At 44.0% G+C, this 19,238-nt stretch carries 5 protein-coding genes; all 5 read left to right on the forward strand.

From position 1 onward, the window contains the following. Nucleotides 1-49 precede the first annotated feature (49 nt). Genes BMW86_RS25195 through BMW86_RS25215 form a run of 5 tightly spaced genes read left to right on the forward strand, consistent with a single transcriptional unit; the run spans nt 50 to nt 19,228 of the window. On the forward strand, nt 50-4,435 hold the full coding sequence (locus tag BMW86_RS25195; protein ID WP_089785212.1) for a hypothetical protein: 4,386 nt from the start codon (nt 50-52) through the stop codon (nt 4,433-4,435). Nucleotides 4,436-4,439: 4 nt separating this feature from the next. Next, nucleotides 4,440-6,506, forward strand: coding sequence for a fibronectin type III domain-containing protein (locus BMW86_RS25200; RefSeq protein WP_089785214.1), 2,067 nt, complete (start codon nt 4,440-4,442; stop codon nt 6,504-6,506). A gap of 20 nt (nt 6,507-6,526) precedes the next feature. Next, a complete protein-coding gene (locus BMW86_RS25205; protein WP_089785216.1) occupies nt 6,527-12,133 on the forward strand; it encodes a T9SS type A sorting domain-containing protein in 5,607 nt (1,868 codons plus the stop codon). A 10-nt stretch (nt 12,134-12,143) separates the two neighbouring features. Next, nucleotides 12,144-13,877: a hypothetical protein gene (locus BMW86_RS25210; RefSeq protein WP_143056687.1), complete on the forward strand. Its 1,734-nt coding sequence runs from the start codon at nt 12,144-12,146 to the stop codon at nt 13,875-13,877. Between the two features lie 5 nt (nt 13,878-13,882). Beyond that, on the forward strand, nt 13,883-19,228 hold the full coding sequence (locus tag BMW86_RS25215) for a T9SS type A sorting domain-containing protein (RefSeq protein WP_177189384.1): 5,346 nt from the start codon (nt 13,883-13,885) through the stop codon (nt 19,226-19,228). The last annotated feature ends 10 nt before the right edge of the window (nt 19,229-19,238 follow it).

Below are 19,238 nucleotides of genomic sequence, written 5' to 3' on the forward strand. Positions count from 1 at the left end.
TAAATATATGTGACCCCTATAACATTATTATATACCTATAACCTATAGAATGCTTAACCACAGCCCAAAAATTGTTTGGAGACAAGTTTTAATAATCCTTTTTCTATCTGTCAGCCAGTTTTGTTATGCTGTTTCAGATACAGATACTTCCAAAAATACAGGCATAGAAAGTTATGTCGAAGGAGTATTCAATAAAATCAAAGAAAAAGGCAGTTTCGTTAATTTCCTGAGTAATGAAAACCTCGGTACTCTGCCTGTGGGACTAGTCAGGGAAATCAATGGGAAAGTGTATGTAATAGCTATCGACAGCGCCCGTGTCACTACTACCGGTGCCTACTTCAGCGCTTACTTCCGCTTTACTTTTCCCGGTACACAAAGTGATCTGATTTTTGGTGGAAAGAATATCGCATTTACCCCCGGAGGTATCGCGGCATCTGCCTCTACAAAGTTAGTTCTGCTAAAGGATAAAGAGATAGGGTTGAATGAGCACCTTGACCTTGTTTTCCCAGGCGATGGCAGCAACTTTGTTGAATGGGACTGTAACGGTTTTAAAGATGCTAATCTGCATGGGAACTTTGTATTCGACAGCTCCTGGTTACAGCCTGAAGATCCTAAAATATCCAAATTAACAGCTCAGCTGAATGTCAATGTACATGATTTGAATAACATCATGAGTACCGTTGATATTCCTGCTTTTCATATTCACGGTTTGAACGATTTCAGTTTCAAAGTGAAGAATGCAGCAGTGGATCTGAGTGATATTGAAAACCCTGCAGGTCTTACCGTCACTGGCGATATGCTGTCGGATCCTGGCAGTCCGCTGTTCTGGAGAGGATTTTATCTGCAGGAACTGGAAGTAGGATTACCACAGCAACTTGCATCCAAAGAGGGCCGTCCAAAAGTAACGGTCCGTAATTTCATTATAGATGATCAGGGGATCAGCGGTGCTTTGACCGCTGAGAATATTGTGAAACTGGGTGATGCCAGCGCAGGAGGCTGGCCTTTATCCATTGATAAAGTAGGACTTAGCTTCAGTAAGAATAAACTGAATGGCGGTACCCTGGGAGGAATGATGCGGATAGGTTTCCTGGGAGATGATCCTTTAGCCTATGATGCTACTATCAATATGCGGGGTGATGATACCTATTATACCTTCGGATTACAGCTCACCGCTGAGAAGAAATTCTCCTTCTTTGCCGGCGAGATTATCCTTAATAAAGATTCCCGTATCCAGATATCTAAAACAGCAACAGACTTCATTCCTATGGCTACCCTCAACGGGAAAGTAAACCTGAAGAAAAGTCTGTTGAATATAGAGGGAGTATCGTTTCAGAATCTGGTACTTTCTACAAAGAAACCTTACGTACACAGTGGTGTATTCAGCTTTGCAACCACCGGTGACAAAAAAATGGGTGGTTTTCCTATAGGCTTCGACAGCCTACAGATAGGTATCTCCGAAGGGAAAGTTGCTATAGGCGCTACTGTGAGGCTCAACTTCATGAACTCCAGCGACAAAGGTTTTGGTGGCAGCACTTCTTTTGTGGTTACCGCTGCACAGGAAGAAAGCAAAGAAACTGTTACCGTAAATGGCCAGCAGATAGAGAAAACAAGTACCCACTGGAAACTGGACAAAGTAACGATCAACGATATTACACTGATGGTGAAAGTGATGGCTTTCCAGATGAACGGACAGCTTACCATTTTCGACAATCATCCTGTATATGGCAATGGCTTCCGGGGCTTCCTGGAATTCACGATTCCCGGTCCTATTCCCAAAGCAAAAGCCACTGCTTATTTTGGTTCCAAAGACGATTACCGTTACTGGCATGTGGACGCCTACATCGGCGTTACCATTCCTATACCTCCTATGTTGCAGATTACAGGTCTGATGGGTGGAATGTCTTACCATATGGAGAGACCCGCGCAATTCGACCCGTATGAGTCAAGAAACGCTATAGATCAGAAGGGAGGTATGAAGGAGCTGAGTGAGGTGTTCCAGTATATTCCTTCCAAAGAGGCCGGACTTGGTTTCATGGGTGGGGTATCGCTGGCACTTGTGCAGCAGATGGTTGTCAATGTGAACGTGGGCCTGGAAGTACAATTCGGTATAGATGGAGGCTTCCGTTACGCGCAGTTCGATGGGGCGGGTTATGTGATGCATCTGCCGATAAAGGCTGTGAAAAAGGAAGAGACGAAAGGGGATGATGGTGCGCCACTATGGGTGCAGTTTAAAATGAGATTTGATAACGTCAATAATACTTTTGATGCCAGCGCTAAAACATACGTGAATATAGCGGGTGTTGTAACGGGTATTCATGAACGCGGACTGGTAGGTGAATCGGCACTGCACATTGCACCGGACGACTGGTGGTTCTACATTGGCCGCCCTTCGGAAATGTTCGGGTTATCGGTGATGGGTCTGGCAGAGATCAAGTCTTACTTCATGATGGGTACGCATGTGGAAGATATGCCGCAGGTGCCTGCTGAAGTAAGTGAAGTGTTCGATGATGTCAATACCGATTTCATGGCCATGGAAAATACCATGAGCACCGGTAGAGGGTTTGGCTTCGGCGTACACTTTAAAACAAGCTTCTCCTTTGACTATGGTGTGTATGGAGAATTTGCACTGGGAGCAGGGGCAGATATACTCTTACGTAACTATGGCGAAGCAAGGTGTAAAGGTAGTGGCAGTGTCATTGGTTTTAATGGCTGGTATGCTTCCGGTCAGGCTTACGTTTATCTTAAAGGAGATGTAGGTATCCGTGTGAAAGTATTCGGAAAGAAAAGAGGTTTCTCTATTGCTAAATTATCGGCGGCCGTACTCTTACAGGCAAAACTGCCTAATCCTGCCTGGTTCCGTGGTATGGTAGGTGTGAAATATTCTGTAATGGGCGGATTGGTAAAAGGAAAAGCAAATATCAAAATAGAGTTGGGGACCCAGTGTGAGATCATGGGTGCAAAAGAACTGGATATCCAGGTGATCAGCGATATTAAACCAGATGATAAATCCAGTGATGTAAGCGTATTCGCTACACCACAGGTAGCCTTTAATATGCCGGTAGCAAAAGCTTTCTCCATGTTAAATGAATATGATGAAGTAGCTACCTACCGTATAAAACTGGATGAAGTAAAACTGCTGAACAATAATGCAGAAATAAAAGGAACAACAGAAGTAAGTGATGATGGGTTATCTGCTTCTCTTACCCTGCGTGATATCTTACCGCCACAGAGCAGCTTAACAGCTTCTACTAAAGTACATATCGAAAAACAGAATGGTGGTAACTGGGATGCACTGATCAACTATTCTACCAAAGCTATCGACTATGAAACAAAATCTGCGGCATTCAGTACCGGCGATGCCCCTGATAATATTCCATGGGAGAACGTAGCTTATGCTTATCCGATGAAGAGACAGTATAACTTCTATCCTAAAGAATATGGTAAGGGTTATATTAAACTCAAACGCGGACAACCATATCTGTTTGCTTCCGTAGATAACAGTGGTAAGAAATGGAAAGTAACGGCAACATTAAATAATGGAACTACTCCTGTTCAGTATGATGAAAGCGTGGCCCAGGTGAACTTCGATATCCCTGCCAATATGACCAAAGAAGCAGTCTATACTTTCAGTATCATGCGTACTTCCGGTGATGGAGAACTAGCCGCCAATAACGTCACAGTAAACAGGAACGAAACCGTTACTGAAGATGGTGATACGACCAGCATCGGCAATACATCTTTGAAAGGTAATGCTACATCCGGTGTAAGCAAAGAAGTAATAGGATATAGTTTCCGTACCAGCAAGTATAACACCTTCATAGAGAAAATGAGTGCCATGTCTGATCCCCGCGATCTGTTTGATGTGGCTACTAATTATGTCAGTGTAATCGGTCAGCGTTTTGAAGCAGAGGAGACCTTCGATAAGTTTGAAATTCAGGGAGACGCATCCTTTGCCGTAAAACCATTGATCGCTCTGAAAGCAGGTAGCAATAACAGCTGGCTGCAGAATAAACTGATGCCTTTGCTGTACAATGGTTATCCTTTTAACCCTGCTGTTACTATTACCCGCGATCAGACAGTAACAGGTGGTATTCCACCGCTGGATGCGATCCGCCTGTACAATAATGATTACACCCTGTACCAGTTGGAAGATGCTGCTGTGAGTGATGGCATTGCATTAAGCAAACCTGGCCGCTGCCGCTTTATGTATTACGTATCATTTGTTGCCAATGATGATTACCATGAGTTGCTGAATAAAGCAAACCGTGTGTATCTCAATGGGGGATCAGCTTCACCAGGCATTACCCGCTTACTCACGTCTACTTATCCGGACCTCGATGGAAATCAGTATTATCCGGTGGAAATGAGTTACCGCCTGCCTGGCAGCAATAATATTACATCGTCAATTACCCGTAGCATCTATTATAAATTGTAAGTGTATGCATCGCATATTAAGTGCCTGTTTGTTATTTGGACAATTATTCTTATTCTGCCAGTTTGCGCAAGGGCAGAGTGAACACCGCATTGTTGGACTGGCAGACGCTCATCCGGATAAAATCCGTCTGCGCTGGTCACCGGCCAGTACTATCGTATGGGAAATGGGGAATAAATACGGTTATAACGTAGAGCGTTTTACCATTGCTATTAATGGAGAACTGGTACCTCATCCCCAGCCATTATTACTGACTCCTCAACCTTTAAAACCGTATACCCTGCAGGAAATGGAAAAGGCTGCAGAGAAGAATGAGCAAATTGCAGTGATCGCAGAACTGATCTATGGTGAAGCGCCTGAAAAAGTGAAACCGGAGAATGGGATCGGTGCTTACTTCGAAGGCCAAAACAAACTGGAATGGCGTATGGGAATGGCCCTGCTTTCCTGTGATGTCTCCGTAGATGTTGCAAAAACTGCGGGTCTGTTCCTGCAGGATAACAATGTGAAAAAAGGAGAACGGTACGTATACCGGATTGCTCTTGCCCAACAACCTAAAAACCTTGTCATTGATACGGCAATCGTAGTGGCTTCTGTGGATGAACCGGCATTGCTGGCCCGTCCGCAGGAACTGGCGATCGTTTGTGCAGATAGTACTGCTACATTAGGCTGGCTGACAAACTTCAGTCGCAGTATGTACAGCACTTACATGGTAGAACGTTCTACTGATGGTAAATCATTCAAACCAGTTACTGATCTGCCTATCATTCCTACAGCTCCTGATAAGGGCGGATTCTCTTATTACCAGGACTCCCTGCCCGATAATGACAACAGGTATTATTATCGTGTACGTGGTATCACTCCATTCGGAGAATATGGTCCTTATTCGCAAACCGTAGAAGGTATCGGAGTTGTATCTGTAGCAGACCGGCCTGTAATGGATACTATCATCGTAATAGATAATAAAAAGATCGCTTTACGCTGGATGCTGCCAGGTAAGTTGCCACAGCAGTTAGCAAAGATCATTATCACCCGTGGTAATAATGGTAAAGGCCCTTTCTTACCGGTAGCAGAATTTAAAAAGCCTGTGTATGATTATGTAGATGAAAAGCCATTGGCTACAAACTACTATCGTATCAAAGGAATTACGAAGAGCGGGAAAGCAGTATATTCCTTCCCCTACTTTGCACAGATCATAGATACAATTCCACCTGCCATGCCAATAGGACTGGCAGGAAAAGTAGATTCAACCGGTATCGTACGTCTGCAATGGACGAATAATACAGAACAGGATCTCAGGGGATACCGTGTATTCCGTGGCAATAGTGCAAAGGAAGAATTCATGGAAGTAACCAGAGAGATTTTATCCACGAATGCATTTAAGGATACCATCACCCTGCATACGCTTACTTCCAAAGTGTTTTACAAAATCATCGCTGTAGATAAGAACTATAACACATCAGACTATACAGCATCTATCATGCTGAAAAGACCGGATACGATTGCTCCTTCCGCACCGGTTATATCACAGGCATTCCGTTCTGATAGTTTAAAAGCCATTATACTGGAATGGCGTAATAGCAGCAGTGAAGATGTTGTGAAATATAAACTGAGAAGGATCAATGTAAAGGATAGCATGAAAGCAGATATCGCTGAATGGGATACAACTGATCACCGTCAGCGTTACATGGATACAAAAGTAGAACCCGGAAATACTTACTACTATGAACTGATAGTAGCTGATGATTCTGGCAACAGTGCGAAAGAACTCAGCGGAGATATCTGGTTTGAAACAGGTATGCGTCCATCTATTGACGAGTGGAAAGGAGAGCTGGACAAAGAGAAGAAGGCTATCCGTCTGCAATGGGAGTATAAACTGGCTGGTGTAAAACAATACCGCATTTACCGCGCAAAGAACGATACGCCTTTCCTGTTGTACACTACGCTCAATGGTAGTGTCAGCAAATGGGAAGACGAAGAAGTCATCCTTGGAAACATCTATAAATATAAAATAACTGCCGTGCTGAAAGGTGATGTAAAATCGGAGATGAGCAAGGTAGTAGAATTGAGGTTTTAATCTCATAAAGCCCTTAACCTATGAAGAAATTTTTATCCATATTGTTTTTTATCTGCATCCATTTCGCTGTTAATGCCCAATACATGAGCGTGGAAGTGAAGGTGACCCGCCTTGGTACAAACTATACTGACGGTAATTCCTATGGCTCCAGGTTCCGTTTCTACAGGAATGTCTGGAATAACTACCCTATGTATATTCAGGGGCAGTATTGTATTAAAAGAGATGAGAATTTTGAATCGAATGAGAATGTCTTATTTTCTACATACACAACTTCTTATCAGCCATTTACCCTCATCCTGGTTACCCATGATGAAAGAAAGGAAGGCAGTGATGATTGTACGGCACAGGGAGTATCAGGTATAACATTCAGACGCCCGGATACGCATGAGAAAAGCACAGAACTAACCATTGATCCGGCTTCTCTTGCTCCAGGTGTATTCGTTCCGATGGGACGTATGACCACCTGGGATGGCAGCACATGGGCATATGCAGAGCTGAGTGTCAGAGTACCGGTTCCCACGCCTGGCTCACCGTGGATGACAGAAGGTACCTCTGCCAGCAACAATACCTTTTGCTCCAGTTCAAATGTAAAACTCTCCACAAGTGTATCACCTAATGCCAGCGGTCTGCGTTATGTATGGCAGTATGCCGTACAGAATGAAGATTATTTAATTCCTAATCCTGATAAATGTTTCTGTAATGATTATGATCCTTATACGGGACAATGTGGCCATTATGAAACCACTACTACAGAAGGGCAGGATGGAATCCCATATACTACTACAGACTGGGTACCGGGTAATGATTGTGATTATCCTGACCAGGTATACACACATACCTGGCATAACCTGACAATTACAAATGCTAATACAGATCCCTTCGGGAATTTTATACCACAAAATGCTATATTTCCCACACCTATTACGTCAACCACGAATGCTTATTTCAGGGTGAAAGCTAACAGTACAGACGGTTTGGAAAGTGGTTACTCACAGGAAGTGGCATATACGTTCCAGCCTGCGCCGCCTACTGTAAATTCCTTTCAGACAACAACAACGCCTTCCTGTTATCATCAGAATAACGGGGTGGTTGCTTTGCCGGCTGGCGCTATCTCCAGCAGTTTCGACAATATCCGCTGGATATTGAGGAAAGGCGCTAATAATAGCAGCCCCTGTGATCCTGGTTTATCTACCGGTTCTTCCGACTGTGGTGATGTGGACTGGAGTAATGGCTCCGTACCGAAAGGAAATGCTATTAATATAGGAGGATTAGCTCCCGGTGATTATTCTTTATGGATACTGAATCCCGGTACTGACGCAGGTAACTGTTACACACCTATCAGCGTACATATCGATGAATTACAGGAATTAAAGATAACACCCGGCCAGATAACAGATGCGAGTTGCTTTGGCATGGGCGATGGTAAAATAAATGTAAGTGCCAGCGGTGGTAACGGTACGAATACCGGTTATTATTTTACCCTCAAAAGTAGCACTGATCAGGTAATCCGTGCAGAACAACGGGCTTCTTCGAATACTATGTTATGGGAAAACCTGCCGGCAGGTGTCTATAAAGCATACATGCATGATGGTACCTGTTCTGATATCAAAGTAGCTGATGTTGAAGTGAAACAACCACCGCAAATTGGTGGTAGTACAGCACCCGGGCAACCTGATTGTCTTGGCCCTGCAAATGGAAGTATCACTGTAACGGCTACTGGCGGTGGTACTAATTTCCTCTACAATCTTTATAAGAACAATGTTAAAGTACAATACTCTCCAGTTGTCACTGATCATAGTTATACATTCAGCGGACTGGATGGGGGAGATTATAAAGCAGAAATCATCAATCCGGACTATCCTGATTGTGTTGGCTGGACCGGCCTTCAGACATTGAATGCTGTAACGCTTTTGGCTTTGCAGCTGGCTGAGCGTGATTCTGTAAGCTGTAATGGAGGTAATGACGGACGTTTGTTGCTAACAGCCACAGGTGGCACGGGCAATTATCGCTTCGGTTTTACAGGTGGCAATATTGATAATAATACCGGTGAATTCAAATCGCTTGCAGCAGGTACTTACAGTGTTACTGTACAGAACAAGGCACAGACTTGTAATGATAGTCAGGATGCTACTTTTACAGTATTCCAGCGTGCTGCTTTACAGGTAGCTATTGCACCAACAGGCATTACCTGCCGTGGTGCTGTAAATGGAAAACTACAGGCAAATGTAACAGGTGGTTCCGGTTCCTGGAAGTATACCTGGCAGCAATTAAAGAATGGCACCTGGGAAGGCAGTCCATTCTGGTTTAGCACAGATAAGTTGATTGAAGGATTGGAACCCGGTACTTACCGTGTCATTATTGATGATAATAAAGCAACAGGATGTAGCATTACTTCTGATGAAGTTACGCTCATAGATCCTGAGCTGGTAGTAATATCAGACGTCACCGTACACGATGCGGTGTGTCTGGATGCAGGCACTTCTATCAGCATCACTGCTGCCGGTGGAGATGGTAATCTTACTTATGCCTACTCTACAGATGGGGGTACTACTTATACTGATTTTACTGCTACCACCCCATTATATACTACTGCTGATTATACATTAAAAGTAACAGACGGCAATGGTTGCCGCGCTGATGCTGATCATACATATTCAGTGATACTGCCACCTGCAGCGCTGGACTTTACTACACAATTATCCACTTATAATGGATTTAATATCTCCTGCCTTGGTGCCGGAGACGGTAGTATCACTATTACGCCAACCGGTGGTAATGGTGGCGCTTACACAGGTTATGAGTATAAACTGGACGATGGTACATATCAATCTTCCGGTGTTTTTGATCATCTCGTTGCAGGAACTTATACCGTAAGTGTAAAAGACGGCAGGGGATGTGTGGTATCTCATACTGTTGTTCTGCATCAACCTGCTATCATGATCTCTGCTGTAAAAACAGATATTGATTGTTATGGCAGCGCTACCGGTACGATCATTACCAGTATCAATGGGGGAGCTGCTCCTTACAGTCTTACCATCAATGGAAGATCTGTTGCAGTGGATCAGTTGATATCCAATCTGGCGCAGGGTGATTATACGCTGCATATCAGCGATGCAAATGGTTGCTCCAAAGATTCAACTATCAGTATTGTATACACGTATCCGCAGTTACAACCTGCTGATATTATTGTGAATGATATCCGTTGTTATGGTACTACCGGTAACGTTGAACTGAGTACAGCCGGTGGTGATGGTACTTATGCTTATTCCATAATCAGTGATGGATCATCTTATACAAGTGGTGGAGCATTGACCGCCGGAGATTACCGCTTTAAGGTTACGGATAGTCATGGTTGTACTGCGGACTTTACAAACACGGCACATATCACAGCACCAGCTGCACCTGTTACTTTCACGGCTGTATTATCTGATTACAACGGGTACAATGTTTCCTGTGTAGGTGGTAATAATGGTTATGCGGTTATTACTCCTGCCGGTGGTAATGGAAGTACCTATAGTGGTTACACCTTTACATTCGATAATGGCGCTTTCACAGATAACGCTACCGTACAGTTGATCAATGCCGGTGCTCATATTCTTAAAGTACAGGACGCAAGAGGATGTATCGCAGAAAATACGTACACCTTTACACAGTCTCCTGTAGATCTGGGCATCAGCCTGGTTAGCAAACAGGATGTACAATGTGCCATTGATCCAAATGGTAAACTGACCGTAGCTGGTAGTGGTGGAGTAGGTAGTCTGCAATATAGTATCGACGGTAAGAAATGGCAGGCTTCTCCTCTCTTTGAAAACCTTACTGCAGGTACTTACAATATCACCGTAAAAGATGCCAATGCATGTAGCAAAACACTGGCAGTAGCGATAAATTCATTTAACCCGCCCATACTGATAGATAATATCACCCTGAATGATATTATCTGTTATGGTACAAAAGGTTCATTCACGATACAGTCGCACGGTGGTACCGGTACCTTATTCAGTCAGTATTCACTGAACGGCGCCGATTATATTACTTTCAATAATAGTACTGCACTGGATGCAGGAGTATATACTATACGCATTAAGGATGGAGTTGGCTGTTATTCAGCAGTAAGCAACCCTGTAAATATCACAGCTCCTGCTGCTCCATTAAGTACGGTGATTACGCCTTCTGCTTATAATGGTGTACAGGTATCCTGTTACGGATTTTCAGATGGTAGTTTCTCTCTTGCCACAACAGGTGGTAACGGAAGCAGTTATACGGGATATACTTACAGTGTGGATAATGCGGCTTATACGACTAACAACAGTTTCACAGATTTAACAGCAGGCACATATGCGGTGAAGATCAAAGATGCGAGAGGTTGTATCATCAATGAAAGTGTCACTTTACAACAACCGGCTCCGCTTGTTATCACCGTAACCGGCATACAACACCTTGTATGTGGCGCAGACCCTACCGGTAAGATCACTGTATCTGCTGCCGGTGGTACCAATCCTTATACGTATAGTCTGGATGCCGACAGCTGGCAGGCACAACCTGTATTCACTGCATTAACATCGGGTGGTTATACGCTGATGGCAAAAGATGTGAACGGCTGTGCTGCTCAGGTAAGTGCAACAGTGAACACGTTGTATACTGCAATCAGCGCTGTAGAAGATATCACAGCAGTACGTTGCTTCGGTGAATCAAACGGAGCAATCCGTGTAACAGTAGCCGGTGGCGATGGTACTTATAAATATGAGTGGACTACCCCCGATCCGTTAAAAGTACCAGCAGGTAATTACACGCTTAAAGTAACAGATGGTAAGAACTGTGTACGTTCATTCAACTACACCGTTACGCAGCCCGATGCATTACAACTGGATTACAGTGCGCCTGCCATCTGCGACGGATTAGCAGAAGGTTCGATTACAGGTACTGCCAGCGGTGGTACACTTCCTTATAGTTATGCTTCGGATAACAGCAGCTGGCAATCTGACAATACGTTTGCAGGTCTGAATAAAGGCAGTCATACTATTACTGTGAAAGATGCCAATGGCTGTATCGTTGCACATGATCTGAACATCGGCACTGTCAATATCAAACCTGAAGTGAACTTCCTGGTGGCATCCCGTAAGAATGCACTGGATACGCTGATCGTAAAAGAAATCAGTGTACCCGCTCCGGATGAAGTAACCTGGAGTTATGATGCAAATGCTATCTTCCTGGGATATGACAATAGCATGCCGCTGATTAAATTCAGTAAGGCCGGTACTTATCAGATCACCATGACTGCCCGTTTCGGACAATGCACTTATTCGCTGGCAAAGAATATCACCATTGCGGATTACGATCCGCTGGCAGGACCTTCATATGTTACGCCGGTGCATGTAATTGATACGGTGATGCTTTCGCCGAATCCGAACGACGGTAACTTCCAGTTCAAAGTGAAAATGAACAGGAAACAACAGGCCATTGTATGGGTATACGATGTCAATGGCAGGATAGTAGACAAGCGACAGTATGCGCCTTCCTTACAGATCAGCGATCAGTTTAACCTGCCGAATGAGATCAGCAGCACTTATATACTGAGAGTGATCACGGAGAGCGAAAGCAGGGATGTACGTTTTATCATCAGCCATTAACCCTATAACAATGAAAAGAAGCATTATATTTTCTTTGCTGATAATAGCGCCTGTAGCACTTGCTGCACAGGCGCTGGATCAGCTGGGCGTGAAGAAAGGTGTCACAATGAGTGGCTCCATCAGTTCCAGTACTACTGCTTACAAAGCCAGTGGTATAGAGAGCCGGCGCGATCCACTGGCCTGGTACCTGAACGGGAACATCAACATTAACCTGTTCGGGTATGCGATGCCTTTCTCTTTCAGCTACAGCAATCAGGGGAAAAACTATTCCCAGCCCTTTAACCAGTTCCGTTTCGCCCCTTCCTATAAATGGGCCAGGGCTTATATTGGAACTACCAGTATGAATTTTAGCAACTACACACTGGCTGGTCATCAGTTTAATGGAGTAGGAGTAGAGTTAAGTCCGGATAAATGGCGCATCTCTGCCATGTACGGAACATTGCTGAAAGCAGTTCCTTTTGATGTATTGGTACCGGATAGTTATAACCGTGCAGCATTTGAAAGAAAAGGTTATGGTTTGAAAGTAGGCTACGAGAATCAGGGTAATGTGTACAGTATGGCAGTATTCTCTGCAAAGGATGATCCGAAATCCATTCCCTATATTCCTGCTGATGCTACTATCACGCCAAGGCAGAATGTGGCTGTAGCATTTAATGTGCGTCAGAGTATCATGCAGCATGTATTCGTGGATGTAGAGTATTCCGTTTCTGCATTGAACCGGGATGTGCGTTCAGAGAAAAATGCTTTTGACAGCAGCAGGGGAACTTCCAATTTATTAAGTCACTTATTAAAGCCAACAAATACTACCCGCTATTTCGACGCCGTACAGGCAGGTTTGGGATACACGGGTAATAACTATACCATTCAGCTGCGTTATGAGCGTGTAGCGCCTGATTACGTCACGCTGGGGGCATACAATGTGGTAAACGACATGCGTAATATCACCGTTTCACCTACTGTACAGTTATTCGGAGGCAAAGTGAACCTTACCGCTAATGCCGGTGTACAACAGAACAACCTGGACCACAGCAAGACCAGCGATGCTAAACGTGTTGTAGGCAGTGTGAACATGGGTGTCATCCCCAATGAGCATTGGGTGATCAATGGCGGTTATTCAAACTTCAGTAGTTTTACCCGCGTTCGTCCGCTGATTGATCCTTATTTCAGCACGCCGCAGGATACGCTCGACTTCTACCAGGTTAACAATACCTGCAATGGTATGCTGATGTATCGCATGGGTAATAAAGAAATCCAGCATGCTATCACGCTGAATGCCTCATACCAGTATGCCAGCGATAAAAGCAGTGCCCAGGATGCAGTGGCTAACCTCAGCAAATTCCTGACTACCAACGTGAGTTACTCATACAATGTACAGCCACGCGCTATATCGGTAAGTGGTTCTGTGAATTATTACAAGAGTAGTGCAGCTGCTATTAATACCACTTTCATGGGGCCAGGAGTAAACGTGAGCAAACAATACTTTGAGAAAACACTGCGTACCGGCTTATCCGCCAACTACAACATAACAAAGGCTACAGCAGAAGTACAGGGTGTCAGTAATGTAACGAACAGTTCTTTGTTCAACACTGCCTTTAACATCAACTATTCTCCCAAAAAGAAAGAGCAAAGTCACCAGGCACATAATATCGGCGCCTCTGTAATGTGGTTGTTACGTGGTGCCACAGGTGCACAGCCAGGATATAATGAACTGACAAGCACGCTGAATTATACTTATTCATTCTGATGATTATGAAAAATGCTGTTATTATTGTCATTGCGGGTATGCTATCAATACTATATACTACTAAAGTATATGGTCAATTATCTGGTCCTACGAATCTTTATGTGTGTGTAGACTTCGGCTGGAGCTCCTCAGGTTCTGTATCACTTAGCAGTGGCGAATATATGGGTGGCACAAGCTTCAGGCCATCAACAGGTACAGGAGTTGTATATGTTGGAAGTGTTGCATCTATCCCAACGTTCTGGTTGTTACTTAATAACAATGTTTCAACTGCAAGTGAGCAATTTAATACTACAGATATTTATCCCGTTAGTAGTGGGCTGACGGGTCCCACTATACCTTTTTATGGAGAACTTAAACAATGGAGCAGTGATAAAAATGTAAGGTTTGTTTATGAAATGCCGGCTCCAAATACCTTAACAGTTACTTCTCCCGCTTCCTCAGGTCAGTTTTGCTCGAATCAGGTGATAATACTTAACAGCAATGGTAACTGGCCGATAATGAATGATCTGTATGTTACCCAGCATGTCATTATGGAATACAATATCAGTGGCTCTTCTGCCTGGAAAGTAATAGATTCTGTCGGGTATTCATATTATAGTGGATTTTATCCGGAAAATGTTATTCCGGAGATACAATCCACTCAACAAAACGTACGCTTCAGGTGCAAACAGAAGGCTGTATATGCTGATGCAACCTATTACTCACCTTATAGCACACCAACTGCCTATTATACAATCTTCCCGCCACCACCAAATGTAGATCAGAGCAAAATTGTGATCACACCTGCCTGTTATGGTCAGTCCAATGGGAAAATAACCATACAGGGCAGTGATATCAGTGCCGGATATGCAAATATGCGCTGGATTCTGCGCCCGGGTTCTACATCAAGCCCCTGTGATCCCGGTCTTAGTGTTGGATCTTCCAATTGCGGTGATATTGTGGACTGGAGTGATGGCGTTAAACCGGTATCAGATGGCGTGAATGCAACGAATATTGCTCCCGGTACTTATTCATTATGGCTGGTAAGTCCGGGTGGGACTATTGGTAATTGTATCAGGGCCTTCACCGTTACAGTACCTCAACTAACGGAATTATCGATCAGTAATAATACTGCTCAAACTACAAATGTTTCCTGTTATGGTGGTTCTAATGGAAATATTGGTGTAACAGCAGCTGGCGGAGATGGTAGTAGTACCGGTTATTATTTTACTTTAAATACATCGGGAGGAACAACTGTGAGTGCTGAACAGCATATCGCCTCTGCAAATATGTTGTGGCAGAACCTGCCCGCAGGAGATTATGTTATTCAGGTAAGAGATGGTACCTGCTCCGTTATTAAAACATTGAGTGTTACACTAACACAACCTGCACAAATCACAGGGGCTGTAACATCGGTTAATCCCACCTGTGCGAATCCTGGAAATGGAAGCATAGGAGTGACTGCCAATGGTACTGCTGTAAACTACACTTACAACCTGTATCAGGGTGCTGTATTGGCAAAAACATCCGGACTGACTACCGCAAATAACTATACGTTTAATGATCTGGCAGATGGTAATTATACTGTTGAGATCATCAATGCCGATTATGCCAGTTGTGCGGGCTGGACTACCACAGGAACACTCACTGCTGCATCCATGCTTTCCTTACAGCTGACCGCAAGAGATTCTGTAAGTTGTAACGGTGGTAATGACGGAAGGTTAGCGTTTTCCGGAACTGGTGGATCCGGTAGTTATCAGTACACTATAGGTGCTGTGACCAACACAACCGGTGAGTTTACCGGGTTGTCGGCTGGTGATTATACCGTTTCACTTAAAAACCAGGGAACAGGCTGTAATGATGAAGTTGTGCAGACATTCACTGTATTTCAGAGAGCGCCATTGCAGGTATCATTACAAAAAACAGATATTACCTGTAATGGAGCGAATAATGCTATACTAAAAGCAGTCGTTACCGGTGGCTCTGCAGATTATAAATATACCTGGCAGCAATACAAAGCCGGGGCCTGGGTTGGAAACAGCTTCTGGTTCAGTACTGATAATACTATTGAAGCACTTGAACCCGGCACTTACCGTGTGATTATCACTGATAATAAGTCAGTGGCCTGTACTGTTATTTCAGCTCAGGTTACGTTCACGGATCCTGCGTCTGTAAACATTTCAGATGTGATCGTACATGATGCTGTCTGTCTTGCTGATGGTGCTTCTATCAGTATTACTGCTACAGGTGGAGATGGTAATCTCTCTTATGCATATTCCACAGATGGTGGTAGTAGCTTTACCGGTTTTACTGCGGCAACAGCATTGTATACTAACGGTGATTATACATTAAAAGTGACCGATGGTAACAATTGTGCTGCCACTACTTCCACTACATATAAAGTTACATTGCCTGCGGCAGCGCTGGACTTTACTACTCAGCTCTCCAATTATAATGGATTCAATATCTCCTGTTTTGGTGCCGGAGATGGCAGCATCACTATTACACCAACCGGTGGTAATGGCGGCGCATATTCAGGTTATCAATATAAATTGAATAGCGGTGTTTATCAAACCAGTAATGTATTTGATCATCTTACAGCAGGCACATATGTGGTAAGTGTAAAAGATGGAAGAGGTTGTGTGGTAACTCATACTATTGCTCTGAAGCAACCTGCTATCATGATCTCTGCTGTGAAAACTGATATTGATTGTTATGGCAGTTCTACGGGTACAATTATTACCAGTATCAACGGTGGGGCAGCGCCTTACAGCTTTACGCTGAATGGCAGATCTGTTCCGGTAAATCAGTTGATCTCCGGACTTTCACAGGGAGATTACACCTTGCATATCAGTGATGCTAATGGCTGTACAAAAGATTCCACTATCAATATTGCATATACTTACCCACAATTAAACGCGGTTGGTCTGGTGCTGAGTGATATTCAGTGTTATGGCAGTACCGGAAGCGTAACGCTGAATGCAAATGGTGGTGATGGTATTTATACTTACACGATAACAAATAATAGTTGGGCCACCCAGGCTACATATACCAGTGGTAGCAGCCTTGCTGCCGGTGATTACCAGTTCCGTGTAACTGACGGGCATGGGTGCAAAGCCGATTATACCAATACAACACATATAACAGCTCCTTCAGCGCCGGTAACTTTCACAGCTGTATTATCCGATTATAACGGATACAATATATCCTGCTTCGGAGGTAACAATGGTTATGCGGTGATCACTCCTGCGGGTGGTAATGGAAGTACTTACAGCGGTTACACATATGCATTGGATAATGGTGCCTTCTCAAATAATGCTACAATACAGCTGATCAATGCGGGAGATCATATCCTGAAAGTACAGGATGCAAGGGGTTGTATCGCCCAGGGGACTTATACCTTTATCCAGTCTTCAGCTGTACTGGATATCAGCCTGGTAAGCAAACAGGACGTACAATGTGCTATTGATCCAAACGGGAAGCTGACTGTTGCGGGCAATGGAGGAGTCGGTAATCTGCTGTACAGCATTGACGGCAATAACTGGCAATCTTCACCCGTATTCGGAAATCTGACTGCCGGCGATTATACAGTATCTGTAAAAGATGTGAATGCCTGCAGTAAAGCATTGACAGTAACAATAAGCTCACTCAATCCACCTATAGTGGTGGACAATATTACCCTTAACGATATTATCTGTTATGGAACAAAAGGTTCACTTACGGTAGTATCGCATGGTGGCTCAGGGACTTTATCAAATGAGTATTCACTGAATGGTACGGATTACACCGCATTTAACAGCAGCACACAACTGGATGCAGGTGTTTACAGGATCCGCATTAAAGATGATGCAGGCTGCTATTCATCAGTAAGTGACCCTGTCAGCATTACGGCTCCTGCTGCGCCATTAAGCAACACGATTACAACATCCGCTTACAATGGCGTACAGGTTTCCTGTTACGGACAAACAGACGGTAGTTTGTCTTTCGCTACAAGTGGAGGTACCAGCGGATATGAATACAATGTAAATAATACAGGTTATACAACTAATAACAATTTTACCGGTCTCCCTGCAGGTACTTACACCATAAAGGTAAAAGATGCAAGAGGATGTGTGCTGAATGAAAGCGTCATCCTTCAGCAACCGGATCTGCTTGCACTAACGGTTACGGGTACTCAAGACCTTACCTGTGGTGCAAATCCTACTGGTAAGATTACCTTATCTGCTGCGGGTGGTACCATTCCTTATACTTACAGTATAGATGGGGATAGCTGGCAGTCTCAGCCTGTATTTAATGCATTGACCGCCGGCGGTTATACATTGCTGGCAAAAGATGCGAATGGATGTGCGGTACAGACAACAGCAACATTGAACACTCAATATCCAGCTATTGTGGTAGTGGATGATATAACGCCGGTAAGCTGTTTCGGAGAGGCTAACGGGGCTATCCGGGTTACAGTAACAGGTGGAGATGGTAACTATCAATACGAATGGAATACACCGGACCCATTAAAGGTTGCTGCTGGTGATTATACGTTGAAAATAACAGATGGGACAAATTGTACCAGTTCATTTATCTACACTGTTACTCAGCCGAACCAGTTACAATTACAGTATAGTGCACCTGCTATCTGTGATGGATTAACGGAAGGCATCATTACTGCCACCGCAACGGGTGGTACACTTCCTTACACCTATGCTGTTGATAACAGTGGATTGCAGTCAGGTAATACCTTTAACGCCCTTGATAAAGGCAATCATACACTTACCGTGCAGGATGCCAATAACTGCAAGGTTACTCAGGATGTTAACATTGCTACAGTCAATACCAAACCGGAAGTGAACTTCCTGGTGGCTTCGCGGAAAAATGCATTAGACACCCTGATCGTAAAAGAGATCAGTGTGCCGGCTCCGGATGAAGTGACCTGGGACTATGATCCGCGTGCTACTTTCCTGGGATACGATGATGGCATGCCACTTCTTAAATTTAGTCAGGCTGGTACTTATAAGATAAGCATGACTGGCCAATTTGGGCAATGTACTTATTCTCTTGAAAAGGATGTGACGATTGCAGATTATGATCCGTTGGCTGGTCCTTCTTACGTGTTGCCGGTACATGTGATCGATACGGTGCTGTTGTCTCCCAATCCCAATGACGGTAACTTCCAGTTCAAAATAAAGATGAACAGGAAGCAGCAGGCTATTGTATGGGTATATGATGTAAATGGCAGGATCGTAGATAAAAGGCAATATGCTCCTTCGCTGCAGATCAGCGATCAGTTTAGTCTGGCGAATGAGATCAGCAATACTTATATCCTTAGAGTGATTACAGAAAGTGAGAGCCGGGATGTACGTTTTATTATAAGTCGTTAATTTATTTTGA

The organism is Chitinophaga sp. YR573, from assembly GCF_900110995.1.
Lineage (GTDB): Bacteria > Bacteroidota > Bacteroidia > Chitinophagales > Chitinophagaceae > Chitinophaga.